The organism is Streptomyces sp. Root1304 (assembly GCF_001426405.1).
Taxonomy (GTDB): domain Bacteria; phylum Actinomycetota; class Actinomycetes; order Streptomycetales; family Streptomycetaceae; genus Streptomyces.
The window spans coordinates 241,321-266,744 of record NZ_LMEP01000026.1 but is presented as its reverse complement, the minus strand read 5'-3'; the positions used below and the strand labels follow the sequence as shown (position 1 = coordinate 266,744).

General features: G+C 73.5%; 18 protein-coding genes. 7 read left to right on the top strand and 11 right to left on the bottom strand.

Features of this window, described 5'->3' with window-relative positions; translation table 11 throughout:
• Nucleotides 1-240: 240 nt before the first annotated feature.
• The 4 genes from ASD33_RS30410 to ASD33_RS30395 form a co-directional block, all read right to left on the bottom strand.
• Entirely contained in the window at nucleotides 241-747 is a 507-nt protein-coding gene (locus ASD33_RS30410) for an ATP-binding protein (RefSeq protein ID WP_056568168.1), read from the bottom strand.
• Between the two features lie 73 nt (nucleotides 748-820).
• Nucleotides 821-1,588, bottom strand: coding sequence for an enoyl-CoA hydratase-related protein (locus ASD33_RS30405; protein ID WP_056567754.1), 768 nt, complete (start codon nucleotides 1,586-1,588; stop codon nucleotides 821-823).
• A gap of 90 nt (nucleotides 1,589-1,678) precedes the next feature.
• The gene (locus ASD33_RS30400; protein ID WP_079045098.1) at nucleotides 1,679-2,944 is read right to left on the bottom strand and encodes an Ig-like domain-containing protein; all 1,266 of its coding nucleotides are present in this window, start codon (nucleotides 2,942-2,944) and stop codon (nucleotides 1,679-1,681) included.
• Between the two features lie 184 nt (nucleotides 2,945-3,128).
• Nucleotides 3,129-4,295 carry an Ig-like domain-containing protein gene (locus tag ASD33_RS30395; protein ID WP_079045097.1) on the bottom strand — a complete coding sequence of 389 codons (1,167 nt, stop codon included), beginning with the start codon at nucleotides 4,293-4,295 and terminating at the stop codon, nucleotides 3,129-3,131.
• A 216-nt stretch (nucleotides 4,296-4,511) separates the two neighbouring features.
• On the opposite strand from ASD33_RS30395, the gene glgX reads away from it, so the two are divergent.
• Nucleotides 4,512-6,722, top strand: a complete 2,211-nt coding sequence (gene glgX / locus ASD33_RS30390; protein ID WP_056567747.1) for a glycogen debranching protein GlgX — start codon at nucleotides 4,512-4,514, stop codon at nucleotides 6,720-6,722.
• 210 nt (nucleotides 6,723-6,932) lie between these two features.
• Here the strand turns inward: glgX and ASD33_RS30385 are convergent, their stop codons facing one another.
• From ASD33_RS30385 to ASD33_RS30365, 5 genes are all read right to left on the bottom strand, one after another.
• Nucleotides 6,933-7,580, bottom strand: a complete 648-nt coding sequence (locus ASD33_RS30385; RefSeq protein ID WP_056567745.1) for a response regulator transcription factor — start codon at nucleotides 7,578-7,580, stop codon at nucleotides 6,933-6,935.
• On the bottom strand, nucleotides 7,577-8,881 hold the full coding sequence (locus ASD33_RS30380; protein ID WP_056567742.1) for a sensor histidine kinase: 1,305 nt from the start codon (nucleotides 8,879-8,881) through the stop codon (nucleotides 7,577-7,579). Before ASD33_RS30380 ends, ASD33_RS30385 begins: the two co-directional genes overlap by 4 nt.
• A gap of 40 nt (nucleotides 8,882-8,921) precedes the next feature.
• Nucleotides 8,922-9,695 (bottom strand): ABC transporter permease, encoded by a 774-nt coding sequence (locus ASD33_RS30375; RefSeq protein WP_056567739.1) that lies wholly within the window; start codon nucleotides 9,693-9,695, stop codon nucleotides 8,922-8,924.
• Nucleotides 9,692-10,597: an ABC transporter ATP-binding protein gene (locus tag ASD33_RS30370; protein WP_056567737.1), complete on the bottom strand. Its 906-nt coding sequence runs from the start codon at nucleotides 10,595-10,597 to the stop codon at nucleotides 9,692-9,694. The genes ASD33_RS30375 and ASD33_RS30370 overlap by 4 nt, the downstream gene beginning before the upstream one ends.
• 104 nt (nucleotides 10,598-10,701) lie before the next feature.
• Nucleotides 10,702-11,541 (bottom strand): hypothetical protein, encoded by an 840-nt coding sequence (locus ASD33_RS30365; RefSeq protein ID WP_063991939.1) that lies wholly within the window; start codon nucleotides 11,539-11,541, stop codon nucleotides 10,702-10,704.
• 151 nt (nucleotides 11,542-11,692) lie between these two features.
• Here ASD33_RS30365 and ASD33_RS30360 point away from each other — a divergent pair, with 151 nt between their 5' ends.
• Both ASD33_RS30360 and ASD33_RS30355 read left to right on the top strand, forming a co-directional pair.
• On the top strand, nucleotides 11,693-13,588 hold the full coding sequence (locus ASD33_RS30360; protein ID WP_242426937.1) for an ABC transporter ATP-binding protein: 1,896 nt from the start codon (nucleotides 11,693-11,695) through the stop codon (nucleotides 13,586-13,588).
• Entirely contained in the window at nucleotides 13,585-15,456 is a 1,872-nt protein-coding gene (locus tag ASD33_RS30355) for an ABC transporter ATP-binding protein (RefSeq protein ID WP_056567734.1), read from the top strand. Before ASD33_RS30360 ends, ASD33_RS30355 begins: the two co-directional genes overlap by 4 nt.
• Before the next feature lie 210 nt (nucleotides 15,457-15,666).
• On the opposite strand, the gene ASD33_RS30350 is transcribed toward ASD33_RS30355, so the two are convergent.
• Entirely contained in the window at nucleotides 15,667-17,169 is a 1,503-nt protein-coding gene (locus tag ASD33_RS30350; protein ID WP_056567730.1) for an MFS transporter, read from the bottom strand.
• Between the two features lie 125 nt (nucleotides 17,170-17,294).
• Between ASD33_RS30350 and ASD33_RS30345 the strand changes: the two genes are divergently transcribed.
• The 4 genes from ASD33_RS30345 (at nucleotide 17,295) to ASD33_RS30330 (ending at nucleotide 22,806) form a co-directional block, all read left to right on the top strand.
• Nucleotides 17,295-18,206, top strand: a complete 912-nt coding sequence (locus ASD33_RS30345; RefSeq protein ID WP_056567727.1) for a TetR/AcrR family transcriptional regulator C-terminal domain-containing protein — start codon at nucleotides 17,295-17,297, stop codon at nucleotides 18,204-18,206.
• A gap of 224 nt (nucleotides 18,207-18,430) precedes the next feature.
• Entirely contained in the window at nucleotides 18,431-20,455 is a 2,025-nt protein-coding gene (locus ASD33_RS30340) for a M4 family metallopeptidase (RefSeq protein WP_056567725.1), read from the top strand.
• 76 nt (nucleotides 20,456-20,531) lie between these two features.
• Entirely contained in the window at nucleotides 20,532-21,188 is a 657-nt protein-coding gene (locus ASD33_RS30335) for a response regulator transcription factor (RefSeq protein ID WP_056567723.1), read from the top strand.
• Nucleotides 21,181-22,806: a histidine kinase gene (locus ASD33_RS30330; RefSeq protein ID WP_056567720.1), complete on the top strand. Its 1,626-nt coding sequence runs from the start codon at nucleotides 21,181-21,183 to the stop codon at nucleotides 22,804-22,806. The genes ASD33_RS30335 and ASD33_RS30330 overlap by 8 nt, the downstream gene beginning before the upstream one ends.
• 13 nt (nucleotides 22,807-22,819) lie before the next feature.
• Here the strand turns inward: ASD33_RS30330 and glgP are convergent, their stop codons facing one another.
• Nucleotides 22,820-25,375 carry an alpha-glucan family phosphorylase gene (gene glgP, locus ASD33_RS30325; RefSeq protein WP_056567715.1) on the bottom strand — a complete coding sequence of 852 codons (2,556 nt, stop codon included), beginning with the start codon at nucleotides 25,373-25,375 and terminating at the stop codon, nucleotides 22,820-22,822.
• Nucleotides 25,376-25,424 lie beyond the last annotated feature (49 nt).

Below are 25,424 nucleotides of genomic sequence, written 5' to 3'. Positions count from 1 at the left end.
CACTATGAAACTGTCCGGTTTTGACCCGCATTGCCCCGGTAGGGGCTTTTGGCGACAAGGCCACCTGTCTGCCATAGTCGGAGACACGACCCCCATTGACCCGGGCCAGGTCGACATAGCGGCCGTGGATACACCCCCCCGTCCACGGCGCTCCACACGGAAGCCCCCACGCACCCCACCACGGCGCACGGGGGCTTCCGTGCGTGCGGAGCATGGAGAGAGACGGTCGGGCCCTCGTACTCAGGGGCGGTCCGCTACCCGCATCTCGAACCAGGTCGTCTTGCCGCGCGGCGCCAGGTCCACGCCCCAGCGGTCCGAGAGTTTGTCCACCAGGAAGAGCCCCCGGCCACTGGTGTCCAGCTCGTGCACCGGCATCAGACAGGGCAGCCCGCGCGAGGGGTCGCGCACCTCCACCCGGATCCAGCCGCGCCGCCGCTGGAGGCGTAACGCGAAGGAGCGGGCACCCGTGTGCCGCACCGCGTTCCCGACCAGCTCCGAGACCAGCAGCACCGCGTGCTCCGCGATCGTCGGGCCGAGCGCCCACTGCCGCAGCACCACGTGCTGGGTGAGCCTGCGGGCCAGCCACGCGGACTCGGGGAGGGACGGCAGCCGCACGTCGTCGTCGGCCGGGTTGCCGTACAACTCCACTGCTTCGGCGGCCTGTTCGTCGTCCGCGGCCGGTGACCACCGCGCTGCGGCGGCGCTCGCGCGCTGCCGCGGTTGTTCCCTACCCTCCAGGCCCGCCATGCCCCCCATCATGGCCGCACCGAGCGGTTCGCGGGGGCCGTTCCGACGGAATCGACCCCCCGAACCGGCCGCGTCAGGCGAACTTCGCCTTCCCCGGGCCCTCCTCGACGAAGCTGCGCATCCCGGTCTCGCGGTCCTCGGTCGCGAACAGGGCGGCGAACCAGGTGCGCTCGATGGCGAGACCGGTGTCGATGTCCGCCTCCAGACCCTGGTCGATCGCCTCCTTGGCGGCGCGCAGCGCGACCGCAGGGCCCTGCGCCAGCCGGGCCGCCCAGGCGTGCGCCTGCTCGTGGACCTCGGCGGCCGGGACGACCCGGTCGACCAGGCCCAGCGTCAGGGCCTCGTCCGCCTTGACCATCCGGCCGGTGAAGATGAGGTCCTTGGCCCTGGACGGGCCGACCAGGCGGGAGAGGCGCTGGGTGCCGCCGGCGCCCGGGATCAGGCCGAGCAGGATCTCCGGCTGGCCCAGCTTCGCGTTGTCGGCGGCGATCCGGTAGTCCGCGCAGAGCGCCAGCTCGCAGCCGCCGCCGAGGGCGTAGCCGGTGATCGCGGCGACGACCGGCTTGGGGATGCGGGCGACGGCGGTGAAGGCGTCCTGGAGGGCGCGGGAGCGCTTGACCATGGCCACGTGGTCCATGACCTGCATCTCCTTGATGTCCGCGCCGGCCGCGAACACCTTCTCGCCGCCGTAGAGGACCACCGCGCGCACGTCGTCGCGGTCGGTCGCCTCCTGGGCCAGCTCGCGCAGCCGGTCCTGGGTCGCGATGTCCAGCGCGTTCATCGGGGGGCGGTCGAGGCGGATGGTGCCGACGCCTTCGGCGACTTCGAGGTTCACAGTCATACGGAGAGGTTAGTGGCCGTTAACGAGGAGGGGCCCGGTGCTGTTGCTCACAGCACCGGGCCCCGCACTCGGTCGTTCAGTCGCGTACGGCTACGCGATCCACTCCGACCACTTCATGTTCCAGCCGTTGAGGCCGTTGTCGGGCTTGATCTGCTTGTCGTTCGAGTTCTTCACGATGACCACGTCACCGATGATCGAACGGTCGTAGAACCAGGCGGCCGGCTTCGAGCTGTCGCCCGCGCCCCGCGCGTCCTGGAGGCCGACGCAGCCGTGGCTGACGTTGGAGGAGCCGAACGTGCTCGCCGGGGCCCAGTAGTTGCCGTGCACGAAAGTGCCGGAGGTGGACAGGCGCATCGCGTGCGGCACGTCCTTGATGTCGTACTCGCCGCCGAAGCCGACGGTGGCCCCGTTCATGCGGGTCACCTTGAACTTCTCGCTGATGACCATCTGGCCGTTGTACGTGGTCGTCGACGGGGCGCCCGCGGTGATCGGGATCGTCTTGATGACCGTGCCGTCGCGCTCGACCTTCATCGTCTTCGCGCTCGCGTCGACGGTGGTGACCTGACGGCGGCCGATGGTGAAGGTGATCGTCTTCTTCTGCTTGCCGTAGACGCCGGGGCGGCCCTCGACGCCGTCCAGGTTCAGGTGCACGGTCACCTTGGTGCCCGCGGCCCAGTACTCCTCCGGGCGGAAGTCCAGCCGGTCGTTGCCGAACCAGTGGCCCTCGATCGGCACCGACGGCACGGCCGTCACCTTGATGGCCTTCTCGACGGCCTCCGGGTCCGTGATGCCCCGGGTGAAGTTGATGGACACCGGCATGCCGACGCCGACGGTCGAACCGTCCTCCGGCGTGTAGTGGCCGATGAACGTGTTCTTCGGGACCAGCGTGGTGAAGGAGGTGTCCTTCGCCGACTCACGGCCCGCGGAGTCCTTCGCGATGGCGTGCACCTTGTACTGCGTGCCGCCCGACAGGTGCGAGGTGGGCGACCAGCTGGCGCCGTCCGCCGCGATCTTCCCCTCGATCTCGGTGCCCTTGGAGTCGGCGACCGTGACCGTGGTCAGCTTGCCCTGCTGCGCGGTGACCTTGAGGACCCCGCTGGTGGCGACCGAGTCGGCGCCGTCCTTCGGAAGGATCGTCACGACCGCCTGGGAGGCCGCGTTGCTCTCCTGCGTGCCGCCGCCCTGGGCCGCCGGGCCCTGTCCCCCCGTACCGCCGCCGGCGGTCGCACCGCCGCCGCAGGCGGTCAGCACCAGGAGCATCGCTCCCGCCGCCAGGGCCTGCAGTCCGACGCCCCCGCGTCGGCCGCGCCGCCCCTTGGCCCCTACCGATGCCCCCGATATCGGCTGCCCGTTCACTGTGGTCTTCTCCCCTCGCACGGCCCGGCACTGCCCGGCCCCACCCCCGTGCGCATTCACTCGCGCACACGGCGCTAGATAATCACACCGCAGGACACGAAAGATCCTCGTGAATGTCACCGTTCCGTCCCGATCGACCTGCTACGAGAACAGGCGTGCCGGGCGGTACGAGGGGGACGGCTGATCAGTGCAGCGCGGAGCCCGCCTTCCACAGGTTCCACGCCATGTTCCAGCCGCCGAGACCGTTGTCGGGAGCGACCTTCCGGTCACGGGAGTTGACCACCTCCACCACGTCGCCGATGAGCGTCCGCTCGAAGAACCAGCCCGCCGGCGCGTCCGCGCTGCCGCCCTTCTCGTCCCGCAGCCCCACACAACCGTGGCTGACGTTCGCGGAGCCGAAGGTGTCCGCCGAGGCCCAGTAGTTGCCGTGCAGGAAGGTCCCGGAGTCCGTCAGCCGGATCGCGTGCGGCACGTCCTTGATGTCGTACTCGCCACCGAAGCCGACCGTGCGCCCGTCCATCCGCGTCACGTCGTACAGCTCGGTGACGACCATCTTCCCGTTGTACGTGGTGGTCTTCGGCGCTCCCGCCGTGATCGGCAGGGTGGCAAGGACCTCGCCGTCCCGTCGTACCTCCATCGTGTGCGCGGCGGCGTCGACCAGGGAGACCTGGGAGCGGCCTACGGTGAAGCCGACCGTCTTGCGCTGGATGCCGTACACCCCCGGCGCGCCCTCGATGTCCCGCAGCCCCAGCTCGACGGTGACCTTCGTGCCGGGCGCCCAGTACGCGGCGGGCCGGAAGTCGAGCCGCTCCTTGCCGAACCAGTGGCCGACCACCTCCACCGGCGGATCGGAGGTCACCCGGATGGCCCGCTCGACCTCGGCCCGGTTCTCGATCGGCATGTTGAAGCCGAAGGAGACGATCATGCCGGTGCCGACCGTGGAACGGTTCTCCGGCTTGAAGTAGCCGATGAAACGGCTCTCCGGCACCACGGTCGTGAAGGTGGTGTGCCGGGCGGAGCGGCGCCCGTGCGCGTCGAGCGCGACGGCGTCCACGCTGTACTTCGCGGCCAGCGCCAGCCGGGTGTCCGGCCGGGGCCGCCAGCGCAGCCCGTCCGCGGAGATCGCCCCGGCGACCGCCGTCCTGCGGCCGTCGTCGACCTGGACGACCGTCACCCGTTCGAGCCGCCCGCTGTCCACCTTCACCTCCACCGGGCCCTCGGCCGGCACCCCGCGCCCGCCGTCCTCCGGGCTGACCCGGATGACGTCACCGGGGGCCCGCGCCTTCCCCGGCAGGCCGATGTCGATGCCGCCTCCGCCCTCCGACGCCGTGCAGCCCACGAGGCCCGCCATCAGTCCCGCCACCGCGAGGGCGTACCTCGCCCGCTTCCATACAAGTGTCACGCTCGGCCCAACGACGGCCACCCTCCAGGGGAAACGTGCGTGCGGGTCATGTTGGGAGGACGGCCGCGCGGGCAGAACAGGGGAAGGACCATGCGGGGGGAACGACGGCCGGGACGCCGCCGCTCCCCCGGGTACGGGCCCGACGAGCCGCGGGAGGCCGGGACGGTGGCGAGCGCAGCCGAGCAGGAGGCGGTATCCGAGCATGCCCCGGAGCGGGCGGGGCCACCGGTGTGGCCGGGCGCGCCCACTCCGCTCGGCGCCCGGTGCCGGGTCGGCCCGGCGGGGGTCGCCGGCACCAACTTCGCCCTGTGGGCGGGCGGGGCGGAGGCGGTGGAGCTGTGCCTGTTCGCCGCGGACGGCACCGAGCGGCGGCTGCCGCTGACCGAGCTGACCCATGAGATCTGGCACGGCTTCGTGCCCGGGATCGGGGCGGGGCAGCGATACGGCTTCCGGGTGCACGGCCGCTGGGACCCGTGGACGGGTGCCCGCTGGAACCCGGCGAAGCTGCTCCTCGACCCGTACGCGCGGGCCGTCGACGGCGACTACGGCCGGCTCGGGCTGCCGCCCGAGGTGTACGGGCACGTCCGGGACTGGCCGCAGCAGCACGTGGCCGACACCGTGCGGGACGAGCGGGACTCGGCGCCGTACGTCCCGAAGGGGGTCGTCGTCCAGGACGACGACGACTGGTCCGACGACCGCAGGCCCAAGACGCCCTGGCAGGACTCCGTCATCTACGAACTGCACGTGAAGGGCTTCACCCGGCTCCACCCGGGGGTCCCCGAGCATCTGCGGGGCACCTACGCGGGCCTGGCCCACCCGGCGGCGGTCGAGCACCTCGCCGGGCTCGGGGTGACGGCGGTGGAACTGCTGCCGGTGCACCAGTTCGCCCACGAGGACCATCTGCTGCGGCGGGGGCTGCGCAACCACTGGGGCTACAACTCGATCGGCTACTTCGCCCCGCACGCCGGCTACTCCTCCTCGGGGACGGCCGGCCAGCAGGTCGGCGAGTTCAAGCGGATGGTGCGTGCGCTCCACGCGGCCGGGATCGAGGTCATCCTCGACGTCGTCTACAACCACACGGCGGAGGCCGGGGAGCTGGGCCCCACCCTGTCCCTGAAGGGCATCGACAACCGGGGCTACTACCGGCTCCAGTCCGACGCCCGCCGGTACGCCGACTACACGGGCTGCGGCAACACCCTGCACGTCGTCCAGCCGCAGGTGCTCCGGCTCATCACCGACTCCCTGCGGTACTGGGTGACCGAGATGGGCGTCGACGGCTTCCGCTTCGACCTGGCGGCGGCGCTCGCCCGCTCGATGCACGACGTCGACATGCTCTCCCCCTTCCTCGCGGTCATCGCCCAGGACCCGGTGCTCCGCCGGGTCAAACTGATCGCCGAACCGTGGGACGTGGGCAACGGCGGCTACCAGGTGGGCGCCTTCCCCCCGCTGTGGACCGAGTGGAACGACCGCTACCGGGACGCCGTACGGGACTTCTGGCGCGGCGCCCTGCCCGACGTCCGGGACCTCGGCTACCGGCTCTCCGGCTCCAGCGACCTCTACGCCTGGGGCGGCCGCCGCCCCTACGCCTCCGTCAACTTCGTCACCGCCCACGACGGCTTCACCCTGCGCGACCTCGTCACCTACGAGCGCAAGCACAACGAGGCCAACGGCGAGGGCAACCGCGACGGCACCCACGACAACCGGTCCTGGAACTGCGGGGTGGAGGGCGAGACCGACGACCCCGGGATCAACGCCCTGCGGCTGCGCCAGCAGCGCAACCTCCTCACCACCCTGCTGCTCTCCACCGGCGTCCCGATGCTCGTCGCCGGCGACGAGATGGGCCGCACCCAGGGCGGCAACAACAACGCCTACTGCCAGGACAACGAGACCGGCTGGGTCGACTGGACCCTCCCGGACGCCCCCGGCCGGGCCCAGCTCCTCGCCCTCACCCGCCGTCTCCTGGCGCTGCGCCACCGCCACCCGGTGCTGCGCCGCCGCGCCTTCTTCTCCGGCCGGCCGCAGGGCGCGGACGGGCTGCGGGACCTGGCCTGGTTCACGGCGGAGGGCGCGGAGATGACGGAACCCGACTGGTACGCGCCCACGGCCACGCTCGGCCTCTACCTGTCGGGCCGGGACATACCGGGCCGGGACGAGCGCGGTACGCAGATCACCGACGACAGCTTCCTCGCCGTCCTCCACGCGGGCGCCCGCCCGCTGGACTTCCACCTCCCGGGACCGCCCTGGGCGGAGACGTACGAGCTGGTCGTCGACACCGCGCGCGAGGACCAGTCGGCGGCCCCCGGGACACTCCACCCGGGCGGCGGGACGCTCACCGTCGGAGCCCGCTCGACGGTGCTGCTGCGGGTCCGGGCATAGGTCCGCCCGGCCACCACGGCGCGACGGCGGTGGCCGGGCGGGCGGGTGTTCCCCCGGCGGGCCGGGGGACGACCCGCACGGACACCCGTGCCGCGGACCGCCGGAACGTGCCCCCCGTCCGACCACCCGCGTGGGGACCAGTCTCGGCCGGACCCGGGGCGGTGCGGTTGATCCCCGGCGCACGGTTCGTTGACTCTGCGCGCACTCCGGTCAGGAGCGTCCCAGGATGCCCCGGTCGTAACCGGTGGCGACGGCCGCCGCCCGGTCCTTCACGCCCAACTTGCCGTAGATGTGGGTGAGATGGGTCTTCACGGTGGCCTCGCTGATGAACAGCTCGGCGGCGATGGCCCGGTTGGCCGTGCCCTTCGCGACGAGCGCGAGGATCTCGCTCTCGCGGGCGGAGAGGGCCCCGCCGCCGGCCGCGGCGACGGGCGCGCGGACGGCGGTGACCAGCCGGGAGGCGACGGCCGGGGAGAGCACGGTGCGGCCCTCGGCAGCGGCCCGCACGGCCCCGAACAGCTCCTCGCGCGGCGCGTCCTTGAGGAGGTAGCCGGTGGCGCCCGCCTCGATCGCCGGGAGGGTGTCGGTGTCCGTGTCGTAGGTGGTGAGGACGAGGACCCGGGAGCGGGCGCCGCGGCGGGCCAGCTCGGCGATGGCGTCCACGCCATTGCCGCCGGGCATCCGCAGGTCCATCAGGACGACGTCCGGGTCCAGCCGCAGGGCGAGCGCGACGGCCTCGACGCCGTCGGAGGCCTCGCCGAGGACCCGGAAGCCGGAACCCGCCACGGCGAACATGCCGCGCAGGCCGTCCCGTACGACGGGGTGGTCGTCGACGATCAGCAGGGTGATGTCGGTCATGGCGCGCCCAACGGTACGCGAGCGGAGATCGCCGTGCCCCCGCCCGGCGCGGTCTCCACGGTGACGGACCCGGTGAGCCGCTCGGCGCGGGCCCGCATGCCGTCGAGCCCGAACCCGCCCTCGGCGAGGCTCCGTCCGGAGCGGGCGCACGGGTCGAAACCGCGCCCGTCGTCCCGTACGTCGAGGGTGATCTCGTCGCCCATGTAGGAGAGCGTCACCCCGGCCCGGCCGGCCCCCGAGTGGCGGGCGGCGTTGGACAGGGCCTCCTCGGCGATCCGCAGCAGGGTGGCGGCCACCTCGTCGTGGAGCGGCCGTTCGTCGCCGGTGACGGTGAAACGGGTGTCGACGCCGGTGCGTTCGGCCCAGTCGGCGACCGTCTTGCGCAGGGCCTCGGGGAGGGGGTCGTGCTCCAGGGCGACCGGGCTCAGGTTCCGCACCGAGCGGCGGGCCTCGCCGAGGCTGTGCCGGGCGAGGTCGGCGGCCCGCCGGAGGTGGACCTCGGCGGCCTCCCGGTCCGGGACGGCGTGGGCGGCCTGGAGCTGGGTGACGACCCCGGTGAGGCCCTGGGCGATGGTGTCGTGGATCTCGGCGGCGAGCCGGCGCCGTTCGTCGGCGATCCCGGCCTCGCGGGCCTGCAGGAGCAACTGCGCCTGGAGGGCCGCGTTCTCGGCGAGGGCCTGTTCGAGGCGCTGGTTGGCGCGGGCGAGTTCGGCGATGGTCGCGGCCCGCTCGACGGCCTTCTCGGCCTCCTTGGCGCCGAGGTGGGAGAAGAGGACGGCGAGACCCGCGTTCAGGCCGAACAGACCGCCGAAGGCCGTCCACTGGACGGCCGAGGAGGGCGGCAGCCCGCCGGACTGGGCCCCGGCCATGATGACGGCGACGGCGAGGAGTCCGGCCCGGAAGAGGCGCCGGGGCAGCAGGTGGACGGCGTCGAAGAAGCCGACGGAGGCGTAGACCGAGAAGAAGGGGTTGAACAGGGTGAGCGTGAAGGCGAGGGCCGTACGGAGCAGGAAGTAGGTGACGGAGACGGGCCCGGCGGGCCCGGGCACCAGCCGGAACCCGGGCCCGGTGTCCGCCGGGACGCCGTCCTCCGCGGCCGGCTCCCCCTCCGTCCGGCGGCTGTGGCGGTCCCACCCCAGCTGGAGCAGCAGCGCGGCCGCCACCAGGGTGCCCGCCGCGGTGAACCGGGTGCCTTCCGTCAGCGGGTCCGCCGCGACGGCGATGCAGGTGGCGACGGCGAGCAGGGCGTACGGCCCCCAGCGGTAGAAGAGGCGCCAGGGTTCCTCGACGGTGATCGGCACGGTGTCCCTGTCGTCCTCTCCCGCTGGTGGGTCGTCGCGGTCACTGCCAGCGGAACCAGCGCACCGACGCACCGGTCAGCAGCACCGTCCACACCGCCATCACGGCGAGCGCGGCCCCCGTCGGCCAGCCCCCGGAGGCGGCGGCGTCCAGGGCCCCGGAAGCCGCGCCGTACGGGGTGTAATGGACGATCCGCCGCAGCGTATCCGGCATGGCCTGGACGGGCACCCACACACCGGCGGTGAACATGGTGGGGAAGAAGACGACCGAGCCGAGCGCCGTGGCGATCTTCTGTGTGCGGGAGACCGCGCAGACCGCCGCGCCGAGGGCCAGGCCGCCCGCCACGGCGAGGAGCAGGGCGAGTCCGTAGCCCACGAGGTTCTCCGGCAGGGCGACGCCGAAGGCGACCCTGCCCACCCCGATCACCAGGCCGGAGGAGACCAGCGCGGCGACGGCGTGCAGGACGAGCTGGGAGGTGAGCAGCGCGCCGGGGCGTACGGGGGTGGTGGACATCCGGCGCAGGATGCCGCGCTCCCGGTAGCCGGCGAGGACCGGGGGCATGGCGTTGAGCCCGGACATGATGAGGGCGAAGAGGACGGCGACGGGGACGTAGACGTCGATGGTCCGGCGCCCGCCGAGCTCCGGGACGGCCTCCCGGAAGGAGGGGATCAGGCCGAGGATCGTGAGGAGCACGGTCGGCGCGATCATCACCCAGAACAGGGCGCCGGGCTCGCGGGTGAAGAGCCGGGCCTCGGTGCGCAGCACGGCGGCGGTGGCGGAACGCGGGGCGCGGGGCGCGGCGGTGGTCGTGCTCATCGGTGATCGGTCCCTGTCAGGTCGAGGTAGGCGTCGTCGAGGGTGGCGTCGGTGACCCGGAGCTGTCCGGCGGTGACGCCCCGGCGGGCGAGGAGGGAGACGAAGGCGGTGACGGTCTCGTCCGTGCCGCTCAGGACGGTCCGGCCGTCCGCCGTCTCCACGGAGACGGCGCCGGGCAGGGCCCGCAGCTCGGCCGGGCCGATCGCGGTGTCGGCGGCGAAGGAGATCGTCTTGGCGGCGGTGGCCCGCCCGATGAGCCCGTCGGGGGTGTCGAGCGCGGCGATCCTGCCCCGGTCGAGGACGGCGATCCGGTCGCAGAGGCGCTGGGCCTCCTCCATGAAGTGGGTGACGAGCAGCACGGTCACGCCGCCGTCCCGGATGGACTCGACGAGTTCCCAGACCTCCCGGCGGGCGCGCGGGTCGAGGCCGGTGGTGAGTTCGTCGAGGACGACGACCCGGGGGTCGCCGATCAGGGCGAGGGCGATGAACAGCCGCTGCTTCTGGCCGCCGGACAGCTGCCCGAAGCGGGTCCGCAGATGCGGCAGGAGGCCGAGGCGCTCGGCGAGCGCCTGCCGGTCGGCGGGCCGCTCGTAGAAGGAGGCGTAGAGGCCGAGCGCCTCGCGGACGGTCAGTTTCGCCTGGAGTTCGCTCTCCTGGAGCTGGACGCCGAGCAGCCGGGTCACCTCGGCCCGCTGGGTGGCCGGGTCGTGGCCGCAGACCCGCACCAGGCCCTCGTCGGGGGTCCGCAGTCCCTCCACGCACTCCACGGTGGTGGTCTTGCCGGCGCCGTTGGGGCCGAGGATCCCGAAGACCTCGCCCTCGCCGACCTCGAAGGACACCCCGTCGACGACCTTCCGGCCGCCGTACGCCTTGTGCAGTCCCCGTACCTCGATCGCTGTCATGTCCCCAGGCTGTCGGGGCGGCCCGCGCCGGGGTATCGGCCATCGCGCTCGACCTGGCATCAGCCGATCGGTTGACGGGGGTACGACTTCGGGGCGGGAGTCGGTCAGCTCCTGGCCGCGAGTTCCGCTTCGAGGCGGGTCAGGTACCGGGCCTCGGCCTCCTTGCGTACGGAGGAGAAGCGGCGGTCGACGAGGAGGACCGGGAGCAGCCAGAGGTAGCCCCAGAGGCTGAACGAGTCGACGGCGCCGGTCTGCCGGAGCAGCGTGTTGGTGAGGAGGGCCAGGCCCATGGCGACCGCCCAGGCCGCCGGGCGGTGGCGCCCGAGCAGGCGTACCGGCGCGTTCCACGGGCCCGCGAGCGCCTCGACGGCCGCGGCGAGCACGGCGGCGTCGCGGTCGGTGGGGGCGGCGGCCTCGGCGGCGCGGGCGGCCGTGCGGGCCGCCGCGTCGGTGCCGCCCGCGGCGAGGGCGTCGGTGAGCGCGCGGGCCTGGTCCTGCGTCTGCCGGGAGGCGACGGCCCCCTCGGCGGCGGCCATCCGCAGTTCGTCCCAGTAGCTGCGGCGGGCCCAGCGTTCGGCGGAGGCCAGCCGGTCGGCCTCGACGGACTCGGGGGCGAGCTCCTTCAGGCGGCGGGAGAGGACGCGGGCGCGGGAGGCACGGCCCGGGTGGTCGAACTCGTCGGCGCGCAGGCACAGCTCGGCGTAGCCGGCGAGCAGCCCGAGGTGGTCGCGGTCGAGGGCGAGCCCGGCGCGGAAGGCCTCCTCGGCGAGGTCGTCGTGGTCGTCCTCGTCCTCGGCGGCGTGCCCGAGGGCGAGCCAGCAGTAGAGATCGGCCTGCGGGCCGAGGGAGTCGAGTCCCTCCTGCGCGGCCCGGCGCACGCCGGCGTTGCCGCCGGCGAGGAACAGCTGCTCGCAGCGGGTCTCGTAGGTGTCGGGCGTGGTCATCGGTGTCTCCCCTGTGCCTCCCCCGTGTGGGGCCGGGCAAGTCTGCGACGTGCGGGTTTGCCTGGTCAAGACCATTCCGGGAACCCGTCGGGGAAGGTCGGCCGGAAAACCGGATGAGACGTGTCAGTGGTGAACCGTATGGTCGGACCTGATGCCCGAGAAACCTGTCGCCCCAGAGCCCCCCGGTCCCGAAGCCGGACCCGCCACCGGTACCGCCGCCGTCACCGCCACCGCCGTCGACACCGATGACGGCGCCGGCGCCGACCGGTCCACGGTCCGTGTCCTGCTGCGTCTCTGGCCGTACGTACGGCCCGTGCGGACGCGGCTGTTCACCGCCGCGTTCGTCGCGATCGTCGCCTCCTGTCTGTCGCTCGTCATCCCGCTGGTCCTGAAGTGGCTGGTCGACGGGCCGGTCGCGGAGCGCGACCCGGGCGGGGTGTGGCTGGGGGCGCTGTACCTGCTGCTGCTCGGCATCGCCGAGGCGGTGCTCTTCGGTTTCCGGCGCTGGCTGGTGGCCCGCCCGCTGTCGTGGGTCGAGGCGCGGATGCGGTCCGAGCTGTACGGCAGGCTCCAGCGGCTTCCGATCGCCTTCCACGACCGGTGGGCCTCCGGGCAGCTGCTGTCGCGCGGCACGACCGATCTGATGCTGGTCCGGATGTTCCTGGCCTTCCCGCTGACGTTCCTCCTGGTCAACGGCGTGACGATCCTCGCCGGTTATGTCCTGCTGCTCGCCCAGGACTGGTCGCTCGGCCTGGTCCTGCTGACCCCGGTCATCCCGCTCGTCGTCGTCTGCTCGGTCTTCGAGGGGCGGTACGGGCTGGTCGCGCGCCGCGCCCAGGACCAGGTGGGCGACCTGACGACGGTCGTCGAGGAGAGCGTCCTCGGCATCCGGATCGTCAAGGGCTTCGGCCGGCACCGCAGCCAGGCCACCGCCTTCCGCGAGCTCTCCGGCCGGCTGCGCGGCACGGAACTGGCCAAGGCCCGGCTGCTCGCGATGATCTGGGCGGTCATCACCGTCGTACCGGAGCTGGCCATCGGGGCGGCGCTCGTCCTCGGCACGGTGCAGGTCGCCGACGGGGACCTGTCGGCGGGCACGCTCGTCGCCTTCCTGTCGACGGCGCTGGCGCTGCGCTGGCCGGTGGAGTCGATCGGCTTCCTGCTCGCGATGAGCCAGGAGGCGGCGACCGCGACGGAACGGTACTTCGAGGTGATGGACGCCGAGGTGGAACCGGACACGGCCACCGGCCCGGCGGACCCGAAGGCGGACCCGGCGCCCGGACTCGCCCCCGGCGGCGTCCGGTTCGAGGACGTCACCTTCCGCTACCCCGACGCCCCGGAGGGCTCCCCGCCCGTCCTCGACGGCGTCGACCTGCACATCCGTCCCGGCGAGACCCTCGCCCTGGTCGGCGGCACCGGCTCCGGCAAGACCACGCTCACCGCCCTCGTACCGAGGCTGCACGAGGCCTCCGGCGGCCGCATCCTCCTCGACGGCGAGGACATCGCCCTGATGGACCGGGAGCGGCTGCGGTCCCTCGTGTCGATGGCCTTCGAGGAACCCACGCTGTTCTCCGCGAGCGTCGGGGAGAACGTCCTGATGGGCGCCGACGGTGCGGCGGGCGAGCCGGAACTGCGGCGCGCCCTCGGGGTCGCGCAGGCGGACGGCTTCGTCGACCGGCTGCCCAAGGGCACCGCGACCCAGGTCGGCGAGCAGGGTCTGAGCCTGTCCGGCGGGCAGCGGCAGCGGCTCGCGCTGGCGCGGGCGGTCGTCGGCCGGCCCCGCTTCCTCGTCCTGGACGACCCGCTCTCCGCGCTCGACGTCCACACCGAGGCGCGGGTCGAGGCGGCCCTGCGGGAGGTCCTGCGGGAGACGACCGCGCTGGTCGTGGCGCACCGCCCGTCCACCGTGATGCTGGCCGACCGGGTGGCGCTGCTGTCCCGGGGCCGGATCGCGGCCGTGGGCACCCATCAGGAACTGCTGCGGACCAGCGAGGAGTACGCCTGGCTGATGTCCGGCGAGGGCAAGTCCGGGGAGAACGGGAACCGATGACCGACAGCACGCTCACCGAGATCACCGACACCGCGTCCACCGGACCGCAGGCCGCCCCGGCCGCGCCCCCGGTGGCCGCCGACCCCTTCGACCGCGACGACCTGCCGACCCCGCCCGGGGCGACCGGCGCGCTGCTCCGCTCCCTGCTCGCCACCCATCGCGTCCGGGTCGCGCTCGCGGCCCTTGTCCTGCTCGTCAAGGAGGCGGCCGTACAGGCGGGTCCGCTCCTGGTGGCGTACGCCATCGACAAGGGCGTCCCGGCGTTCCGCGCGGGCGACCACGGGCCGGTCGTCGCGGTGGCGCTCGGTTATCTGCTCTGCGCGGTCCTGTCCGGCCTGCTCCAGTACGTCTTCGTCCGGGGGGCCGCCCGCGTCAACCAGGACGTCCTGCTCGACCTGCGCGGCCGGATCTTCCGTCACGCCCAGGTCCTGAGCGTCGACTTCCACGAGCGCTACACCTCGGGGCGGCTGATCTCCCGCTCGACCACGGACGTCGAGTCGCTGCGCGAGCTGCTCTCGGAGGGCCTCCAGGAGCTGATCGGCGTCGTCCTGTCCTTCGTGTCGATCTCCCTGGTGCTGCTCTGGCTGGACCTGGGCATCGGGGCGGTGGCCGTGGCGTCCTTCCTGCCGCTCTACTTCCTGGTGAGCCTGTACCGGCGGCGCGCGGGCCGGGTGTACGCCGAGCGTTCCACGGCCATCGCGGGCGTCATCGTGAAGTTCGCGGAGACCATGAACGGCATCCGCCCGGTCCGCGCGTTCCGCCGCGAGCCGGTCAACGACGCCGAGTTCGCGGTGCTCAACCACCGGCACGAGCGCAGCAACGGCGACGCGCTCCTGGAGATGGCCCGCTACGTCATCGGCTCGCGGCTCGTCGCGAACACCGCCGTCGCCGGGATGTGCCTCTGGGGCGCCTACCGGGTCGCCTCGGGCTCCCTGGAGCTGGGCGTCCTCGCTGCGGCCGTCCTGTACATGCGGCGGCTGTACGACCCGATCGACCGGCTCGGCATGTTCCTCAACTCCTACGAGTCGGCCGCCGCGTCCCTCGCGAAGATCGCGGGCCTGCTCGCCCAGGAGCCGGGGGTGCCCGAGACGACGACGCCCCGGACGCTTCCCGCCCGCTCGGGCGCCCCGGGCCGCGAGGTCGTCTTCGAAGGCGTCCGGTTCGCCTACCGCACGGGCGGCGAGGTCCTGCCCCGCTTCGACCTGACGGTCCCGGCGGGCCAGACGGTCGCCGTGGTCGGCGCCACCGGCGCGGGCAAGTCGACCCTCGCGAAGCTCCTGGCCCGCTTCTACGACCCGACGGAGGGCGCGGTGCGGCTCGACGGGGTGGACCTCCGCGACCTGGCCACCCCGGAACTGCGCCGGGGTGTCGTCATGGTGACGCAGGAGGCGTTCCTCTTCTCGGGGACGGTCGCCGAGAACATCGCGATCGGCCGGCCGGACGCGAGCCGCGCGGAGATCGAGGAGGCGGCGCGGGCGATCGGGGCGCACGAGTTCATCGCGGGCCTCCCGGACGGCTACGACACGGACGTACGCAAGCGGGGCGGCCGGATCTCGGCGGGCCAGCGCCAGTTGGTCGCCTTCGCCCGGGCCCTGCTCGCGGACCCGGCGGTGCTGATCCTGGACGAGGCGACCAGTTCCCTGGACGTGCCGGGCGAGCGGGCGGTGCAGCGGGCGATGGACACGGTCCTCGCGGGCCGTACGGCCGTGGTGATCGCCCACCGCCTCTCCACGGTCGAGGTCGCGGACCGGGTCCTGGTGATGGAGTCGGGCCGCGTCGTCGAGGACGGCACGCCGTCGGAACTGGTCACCGGGGAGGGGCACTACGCGGGCCTGCACCGGGCTTGGCGCGAGAGCCTGGTGGGCTGAGGCCCCTGCGGGCCCCGGGCGTTCAGACCCGTGGGTGGGTCCGTGGGGGCCGTTCCGGGGGTCGTATTCGGGACTGCATGATTTACGGCGCAGGCAACGCCCTCGCGTCGTGGGCGTTTCCGATGCGCCACAAATCACGCTTTACGTCCCGAACACGACCCCCTCCACGTCCCCCACTGCCGCCGTCGGTTCCGTGACCCATGGACGGGCTCACCGGGCCTCTTGGCCCCGTCGGGCCCGCAGCAGGACCAGCGACAGCGCCGTCGCCCCCGCCATCAGCACGGCCGCTCCCACCGCCGCCCCGCTCATCGCCGACACGAAGGCCTCCCGTGCCGCCTCCAGCACCGGTCCCGGGGAGGCCAGCGCGCCGCCCAGGGTCTCTCTGGCGGCCGCCGGCGCCCCGGCCGGCATCGCGGAGGTGTAGACGGCCGCGCCGACCGCGCCGAGGACCGCCATGCCGAGCGCCCCGCCGAGTTCCTGGCCCGATTCGAGGACGGCGGCGGCGGCTCCGGCGCGCTCGGGCGGGGCGGCGCCGAGGGCGAGTTCGTTGGCGAGGGTCATCGCGGAGACGAGGCCGCCGGCGTAGACGGCGCCGCCGACGAGCACCACCCAGAGCGGGGTGGCCCGGTCGACGGCGCTGAGCCAGGCGAAGCCGGCGGCCGAGAGGAGGAAGCCGCCGGCCATGACGTACGCGCGGTCGATCCGGCCGGCGAGCCCGGCGGCGGCCGGTGCGGCGAGGAGGACGCCGCCGGTGGGCACGAGGCTCCACAGCGCCGCCTCGAAGGGGCTCTGGCCGAGGACGGACTGCAGGTACTGGGTGAGGAAGACGGCGAAACCGACGGTCGCCGCCATGGCGAGCAGGTTGACGAGCACGGAGCCGCCGTAGGCCCGGTTCCGCAGCAGGCCGAGGTCGATCATGGGGTGGGCGAGCCGGGTCTGCCGGCGCAGGAAGACGCCGGCGAGGAGCAGGCCGAGGAGGACGGCGAGCGCGGGCAGGGGCGCCCAGCCGTTCTTGGCGAGTTCCTTGATGCCGCCGACGAGCGTCAGCAGGCTCGCGAGCGAGAGGGCGGCACTGAGGACATCGAACCGGCCGGTGGCGGCGGCGCCCTTGGACTCGGGGAGCAGCAGCGGCCCGAGGACCAGGAGCAGGGCCATGGCGGGCAGGCTGACGAGGAAGACGGACCCCCACCAGAAGTGCTCGACGAGCGCGCCGCTGACGACGGGTCCGAGCGAGATGCCGCCGGCCATGACGGAGGTCCACAGGGTGACGGCCTTGGCGCGCTGTCCGGGGTCCGGGAACAGCACCCGGATGAGGGCGAGGGTGGCGGGCATGAGGCAGGCTCCGGCGACGCCGAGCAGCGCGCGGGCGCCGATGAGCGCGCCGGGGGTGTGGGCGTAGGCGGCGGCGACCGAGGCGACGCCGAACAGCGCGGCCCCGCCGAGCAGGATCCTGCGGCGTCCGAGGCGGTCGCCGAGGGCGCCCATGGTGATGAGGAGTCCGGCGAGGACGAAGCCGTAGGTGTCGAGGATCCAGAGCTGCTGGGTGGCGCCGGGCCGCAGGTCGGCGCTGATGGAGGGGATGGCGAAGTAGAGGACGGAGACGTCCATGGACACGAGGAGCAGCGGGAGCATGAGGACGCCGAGGGCGGTCCATTCGCGGCGGCCGGCGAGGGCGGGTCCGGGCTCGGGCTCGGTGGGTGCGAGGAGTGTCATGCGAGGAGGGAAGCAGCGGGGTGTGTACGGCGCTACTCCCGCCCTAGTGCACCGCGTTCGCTCGCCGGGAAGCCGCAGTTCGGAGCCGCGTACAGGGGTCCGAGTGCACTAGTACACTCCCCGCCATGACGACCGAGCCGCCCTATCTGGGGATCGCCGCCGAACTCCGCCGCCGGGTCCTGACGGGCGAGTTGTCGCCCGGGGACCGGGTGCCGTCCACGCGGGCGATCACCCGTGAGTGGGGGGTGGCCATGGCGACGGCTACGAAGGCGCTGGCGGTGCTGCGCCGGGAGGGTCTGGTCCGTCCTGAGCCGGGGGTGGGCACGGTGGTGACGGCCTCGGGCGCGAGGGCGGGTGCGGTGGCCGGGACGGTTCCGCTCTCGCGCGGGCGGGTGGTCGAGGCGGCGCTCGGGCTGGCGGACACGGAGGGGCTGCACGCGCTGACGATGCGCCGGGTGGCGACGGTGCTCGGGGTGTCCACGATGAGCCTCTACCGCCATGTGCCGGGCAAGCCGGAGCTGGTGCGGCTGATGACGGACGCGGCGTGCGGCGAGGCGCCGTTGGGGCCGGTGCCGGCGGACTGGCGGACGGGTCTGGAGCAGGGGGCGCGCTGGCTGCGCGGGGTGTACGCGCGTCATCCGTGGCTGGCGCACGCGATGGCCTCGTTCACGCGGCCGGTGGCGACGCCGAACGCGATGGCGTACACGGAGTGGGTGCTGCGGGCGCTGCGGGGCACTCCGCTGACGGCGGGGCAGAAGCTGCACACCCATCTGGTGATCTTCGCCTTCGTGCAGGGACTGTCGATGGCGGACGACCTGGAGGAGCAGGCGCGTCAGGATTCGGGCATCTCCGACGACGAGTGGATGGAACAGAACGAGCCACGATTCGACGCGATCCAATCGGCGGGCTCGTACCCCGAACTGGCCTCGGTGACGCACGACGGCGGGTTCGGTCTCGATCTGCGGACACTCTTCGAATTCGGGCTCGGGCGAACACTGGACGGCATCGCGGCCATGATCGACGAAACGTCCGGTTAACGAACACGGCCCATCGGGCACCGGACGATTTCCGGCCAACTTGTTGACGCGGTCCTGACAGGTCCCCGTCATTCCTGTCACTCTCTCCCCGGTCCTTCGCACCATCGTTCACCGCTTCACCCGAACGAGTAACGCGTCACAAGTACGTGCTCCACAGCTCTCCTTGCTCCGCCCGGACGGACTCACCCAAGCCCGCCGGTACCCCCCTCGCATAAGGAGTCTGCGTGAGATCCACGCCCAGCCGTCGTGCCACCGCGACCGGCGCCCTGATCGCTGCCGCCGCCATGCTCACCATCGGTGTGCAGGCCGGTACCGCCTCGGCCGACCCCTTCGCGGCGGCCCCGTCGGCGCTGTCCGCCGGCAAGCCCAACCCCGGCAAGCTGCCGGCCGACCTCTCGCCCAACGAGCGCGCCGCGCTCATCAAGGCGGCGGACGCCGACAAGGCCGCGACGGCCAAGTCCCTCGGCCTCGGCGCCCAGGAGAAGCTGGTCGTCCGCGACGTCGTCCAGGACCGCGACGGCACGACCCACACGCGCTACGAGCGCACCTACGCCGGACTGCCCGTCCTCGGCGGTGACCTGATCGTCGCCGAGTCCAAGGCCGGCGCCACCACCGGGGTCATCAAGTCCAACCGCGCCGCGCTCGCGGGGGTCGACCTCGCCGCCGCCGTCGCCCCGGCCGCCGCCGAGAAGCAGGCCCTCGGCCTCGCCGCCGCGGAGGGCTCGAAGAAGGCCGCCGCCGACCGCGCCCCGCGCAAGGTCGTGTGGATGGCCCAGGGCGCGCCCGTCCTCGCGTACGAGACCGTCGTCGGCGGCCTCCAGCACGACGGCACCCCGAACGAGCTGCACGTCGTGACGGACGCGAAGTCCGGCGCGAAGCTCTACGAGTGGCAGGCCATCGAGACCGGCATCGGCAACACGCAGTACAGCGGCCAGGTGACCCTCGGCACCGCGCCCTCGTACACGCTGACCGACACCGGCCGCGGCAACCACAAGACGTACAACCTCAACGGCGGTACGTCGGGCACCGGGACGCTGTTCTCCAACACCACGGACACGTGGGGCAACGGCCTCGCCTCCAACAAGGAGACCGCGGGCGCGGACGCCCACTACGGCGCCGCCCTCACGTGGGACTACTACAAGAACGTGCACGGCCGCACCGGCATCAAGGGTGACGGCGTCGGCGCGTACTCCCGCGTCCACTACGGCAACGCCTACGTGAACGCGTTCTGGTCCGACTCCTGCTTCTGCATGACCTACGGCGACGGCACGAACAACGCCAAGCCGCTCACCTCCATCGACGTGGCCGCGCACGAGATGACGCACGGCGTCACCTCCAACACCGCGGGCCTCGTCTACAGCGGCGAGTCCGGCGGCCTCAACGAGGCCACCTCGGACATCTTCGCGGCGGCGGTCGAGTTCTACGCCAACAACGCCAACGACAAGGGCGACTACCTCGTCGGCGAGAAGATCGACATCCGCGGCAACGGCACCCCGCTGCGCTACATGGACAAGCCGAGCAAGGACGGCTCGTCCAAGGACGCCTGGTACTCGGGCATCGGTTCGATCGACGTCCACTACTCCTCGGGCCCGGCGAACCACTTCTTCTACCTGCTCTCCGAGGGCAGCGGCGCCAAGACCGTCAACGGCGTGAACTACGACTCGCCGACCTCCGACGGCCTGCCGGTCACCGGCATCGGCATCGACAAGGCCCGGCTGATCTGGTTCAAGGCGCTCACCACCAAGTTCGGCTCCTCGACCAACTACGCCGGCGCCCGCACGGGTGCCGTCGCGGCGGCCACCGAGCTGTACGGCGCGGGCAGCCCCGAGGTCAAGGCGGTCGAGGACTCCTTCGCCGCCATCAACGTGGGCCCGCGCTCCGGCGGCGGCACCCCGCCCACCGGCACCTCCTTCGAGAACACCGCCGACGTCTCGGTCCCGGACAACGGCGCCGCGGTCACCTCGACGGTCAACGTCACCGGCATCACCGGCAACGCGCCGAGCAACCTCTCGGTCGGCGTGGACATCGTCCACACCTACATCGGTGACCTCGTCGTCGACCTGATCGCCCCCGACGGCTCGGTCTACAACCTGAGCAACCGGGCCGGCGGCAGCGCCGACAACATCCAGCAGACGTACACCGTGAACGCCTCCTCCGAGGTCGCCAACGGTGCCTGGAAGCTCCGCGTCCAGGACAAGGCGTCGATCGACACCGGCTACATCAACAGCTTCAAGCTGACCTTCCCGTAAGCCTCACCGCACGGGAGCGGGCGCCCGGAGGGAACCTTCCCTCCGGGCGCCCGCGCGTCTGCTTACCCTGGACCGCATGATCAGGGTGCTGCTGGCCGACGACGAGACGATGATCAGGGCCGGGGTGCGGGCCATCCTCGCCTCCGACCCCGGGATCGAGGTGGTCGCCGAGGCCGGCGACGGCCACGAGGCCGTCGAGCGCGCCCGCGAGCACCGGCCCGACGTCGTCCTCCTCGACATCCGGATGCCCCGGCTCGACGGGCTCGGCGCCGCCGAGCAGCTGCGCGGGGCCGTACCGGACGCGGCCGTCGTCATGCTCACCACCTTCTCCGAGGACGCCTTCATCGCCCGCGCCCTCGGCTGCGGCGTGAGCGGCTTCCTGCTGAAGTCCGGGGACCCCCGCGAGCTGATCGCCGGGGTCCGGGCCGTCGCCGGGGGCGGCGCCGCCCTCTCCCCCACCGTCGCCCGCCGGGTCATCGACACGCTCGGCGGCGAGCGGTTCACCCGCGCCGCCGAGGCGCGGACCCGCCTGGAGCCGCTCACCGGCCGGGAGCGCGAGGTCGTGGCACTCCTCGGCGCGGGCCTCTCCAACCAGGAGATCGCCGAGCGGCTGTACGTCGTCGAGGGCACCGTCAAGGCGCACGTGAGCGCCGTCCTCGGCCGGCTCGGCCTGCGCAACCGGGTGCAGCTCGCGGTCCTCGCGTACGAGGCGGGGCTGGTCCCCGGTGCCTGAGCCGCGCCGCACGGCCGCCCGGGAACGGCTCTTCGACCTGGCCCTGTGGCTGCTGCTGTGCGTGCCCGTGCTGCTGAAGTCGGACCCGAACGACGGCGGCAGCTGGCCGCTGGTCGCCGTCGGCGTCGTGGTCCTCGCGGGCTGTGTCGCGGTGAGCCGCAGATGGCCGCTGCTCGCGCTCGGCATCACCGTCGCGGCGAGCCTGCCGGCCTCCCTGGAGCTGTTCACCCCCTCGTACAGCCTGGCCCTGATCGCCTTCGGCTACCTCGCGGGGCGGCGGCAGGAGCACACCCGGGCGGCGCTGTGGCTGTTCGGCGCGGTCGCCGCCGTCGGACTCCTCCTGACCCGCCTCACCCACACCTCGCTCGGCCAGTGGTTCACCCTGCTGCTCGCCCTCGCGCTGGCCGTCGTGGCGCCCTGGCTGATCGGGCGGTACGTGCGCCAGTACGACCGGCTCGTCCGGAGCGGCTGGGAGCTGGCGGACCGGATGGAGCGGGAGCAGGCGGCCGTCGCCGACCGGGAGCGGCTGCGGGAGCGGTCCCGGATCGCGGGCGACATGCACGACTCCCTCGGCCACGACCTGGCCCTGATCGCGATCCGGGCGGGCGCCCTCGAGGTCTCCCCGGAGCTCGGCCCCGAGCAGCAGCGGGCGGCGGGCGAGCTGCGCGGGGCGGCGGCGGACGCCACGGCGCGACTGCGGGACATCATCGGCGTGCTCCGCGAGGAGGACCCGGCGGCGCCCACCACCGCCCCGCCCGGCGAGACGGTGGAGGAGCTGGCCGCCCGCGCCCGCGCCTCGGGCCTCGCGGTCACCCTGGCCGGCACCCCGGTGCCGACCCTGCCGGGGATGTCGGGGCTCGCGCTGCACCGGATCGTCCAGGAGGGCCTGACCAACGCGGCCAAGCACGCGCCGGGCGCCGCCGTCACGGTCACGGTGACCCCGCACCCGACGCACGTCCGGGTCGGGGTGGTCAGCGGGCCCGGCAGGGAACCGGGCGGCGGAGGTACGGACCCGGCCGCGGGGTCCGGTGCGGGTACGGGCGCCGGGCCCGGAGGACAGGACCGCGCCTCCGGCCCCGGCTCGCGCTCCGGCACCGACTCCGGCGGCACCGGGCTCGTCGGCCTGGACGAGCGCGTCCGGCTGGCCGGTGGCACGCTCACCCACCGGGCCACCCCGGACGGCGGCTTCGCCCTGGAGGCGGAGCTGCCCAGGAAGCCCCCCGCACCGCTGCCCACCGCGCCCACCTCGGCCCGGGAGCTGGACCGGGCCCGCCGCGAGGTCCGCAAGGGCCTGGCGCGGGCGATCTGGATCCCGCTCGCGCTGCTCGCCGCGCTGGGTCTGCTGATGGTGGGGGTGGCGCTGTGGACGCAGTCCCAGTCGTATCTGGAGCCGGAGGACTACGCGCGGATGCGGGTCGGGATGACCCCGGCGCAGCTCTCCGGGGTCTCCGACGACCTGCCCGAGCATCCGCTCGACCGTCCCCCGCACGGGGTGCCGCCCGAGCCGGCGGGCATGCACGAGTGCCGGTACTACCGGTCCTCGATGCTCGCCGCGATCCCGGTGTACCGGCTGTGCTTCGTCGACGGGCACCTCGCCGACAAGGCCGAGGTGCCCTGACCGGCGCCGGGGGCTACCTCAGCAGCACTCCCGCCCCCGCCCCCGTCGTCTCCTCCGGCAGGGCCACCAGGCCCAGCTCGGCGGGGTGGGCGAGGAGCGGGTGGGCGGGGCGGACCCGGACCGTGCAGCCGAAGGTGCCGGTGCGGTCGAGTTCCAGAGTGCCCGCGTACGGCTGACGGCCCTCCAGGTCCGGGCCGCCCGCCGGCTTCAACGGGACGGCACGGGCGTCGGCGAGGGTGTCGGCGGCGTCGACCCGGCCGGTGACGGCCTGCACCTCCACGTCCTCGGGGCCGAGCGCGCCGAGGGCCACCCGGACCCGGACGACCGGGGTCGCGCCGAGTTCCGCGTCGGCCAGGTCGTCGGCGAGCCCGTCGCCGACCTCGACGTGGTCGACGGTCACCTTGGGCCAGGCCTCCCTGACCCGGGCCTTCCAGGCGGCGAGGTCCCGTGCCCGCCCGGGGGTGAGCGCCCGCCGGGCGCCGGCGGCGGGCACGTACAGCCGCTCGACGTATTCGCGGACCATCCGGTCGGCGAGCACCTTCGGGCCGAGGTCGGTGAGGGTGCGGCGGACCATGGCCGTCCAGCCGGCCGGGACGCCGTCGGCGCCCCGGTCGTAGAAGCGGGGGGCGACCCTGCGCTCGATCAGCTCGTAGAGCGCGGCGGCCTCCAGGTCGTCGCGCCGGTCCTCGTCCGCGGCGGCGGCCCCGTCGGCGGTGGGGATGGCCCAGCCGAAGTCGGGCTCGAACCACTCGTCCCACCAGCCGTCGAGGACGGAGAGGTTGAGGCAGCCGTTGAGGGCGGCCTTCATGCCGCTGGTGCCGCAGGCCTCCAGGGGGCGCAGCGGGTTGTTGAGCCAGACGTCGCAGCCGGGGTAGAGGCCGCGGGCCATCTCCATGCCGTAGTCGGGCAGGAAGACGATCCGGTGCCGGACCCGGGGGTCGTCGGCGAACCGGACGAGTTCCTGCACGAGCCGCTTCCCGCCGTCGTCGGCGGGGTGGGCCTTGCCCGCGACGACGAGCTGTACGGGCCGCTCGGGGTCGAGGAGGAGGGCCCGCAGCCGGTCCTTGTCGCGGAGCATCAGGGTGAGCCGCTTGTACGAGGGGACCCGGCGGGCGAAGCCGATGGTGAGCACGTCGGGGTCGAGGACGGAGTCGGTCCAGCCGAGTTCGGCGGCTGCGGCCCCGCGCTGCCGCCAGGAGGCCCGCAGCCTCTCCCGTACGTCGGTCACGAGCCGTTCGCGGAGGGTGCGGCGCAGCGCCCACAGCTCCCGGTCGGCGGGGTCGGGGCCGAGTTCGCCGACCTCGGGGGCGACCCAGGTGGGGGCGTGGACGCCGTTGGTGATGGAGGTGATCGGCACCTCGTCGGCGTCGAAGCCCGGCCAGAGCCCGGCGAACATGGACCGGCTGACGGCTCCGTGGAGGGTGGAGACGCCGTTGGCTCGCTGGGCGAGGCGCAGGCCCATGGCGGCCATGTTGAAGACGCCGGGGTCGCCGCCGAGGGGGGTCTCGTCGCCGAGGGCGAGGACCCGTCCGGTGTCGACGCCGGGGAGTGCGCCGTCCTCGCCGAGGTGGCGGGCGACGAGGCTCCGGTCGAAGCGGTCGATGCCGGCCGGGACGGGGGTGTGGGTGGTGAAGACGGTGCCGGCCCGGACGGTCTCCAGGGCGCCGTCGAAGTCGAGCCCCTCGCCCTGGAGTTCGCGGATGCGTTCGAGGCCGAGGAAGCCGGCGTGGCCCTCGTTGGTGTGGAAGACCTCGGGGGCGGGGGTGCCGGTGAGACGGCAGTACGTGCGGACGGCGCGGACGCCGCCGATGCCGAGCAGCATCTCCTGGAGCAGCCGGTGCTCGCTGCCGCCGCCGTACAGCCGGTCGGTGACGCCGCGTTCGCCGGGGGCGTTCTCCTCGACGTCGGAGTCGAGCATCAGGAGGGGGACGCGGCCGACGCGGGCGATCCACAGATGGGCGTGGAGGCTGCGGCCGCCGGGCAGCGCCAGGGTGATCCGGGCGGGGCTGCCGTCGGCCTCGCGGAGCAGGGCGACCGGCAGCTCGCCGGGGTCGAGGACGGGGTACCGCTCCTGCTGCCAGCCGTCGCGGCCGAGGGACTGGCGGAAGTAGCCGTGCCGGTAGAGCAGGCCGACGCCGATCAGGGGGACGCCGAGGTCGCTGGCGGCCTTGAGGTGGTCGCCGGCGAGGATGCCGAGGCCGCCGGAGTACTGGGGCAGGGCGGCGGCGACGCCGAACTCGGGGGAGAAGTAGGCGACGGCGGCGGGCGCCTCGCCGGACCGGTCCTGGTACCAGCGGGGGGCGTGCAGATAGGTGTCGAGGTCCTCGGCGGCGGCCCGCAGCCGGGTCAGGAACTCCTGGTCGGCGGCGAGCGCGGCGAGCCGGGGGGCTTCGAGGGCGCCGAGCACCCGGACGGGATCGGCTCCGGCCGGCCCCTCGGGGGCGAGGGAGTCGAAGAGCGCCCGGGTGGGCTCGTGCCAGGACCAGCGCAGGTTGTGCGCGAGGTCGGCGAGGGGTCGAAGGGTGTCCGGGAGGACGGGACGCACGGTGAATCGACGGATTGCCTTCACGTCGTCCACCTTGGCAGGCGAGTACGGAGCGGAGCGGTCGCACCACGCT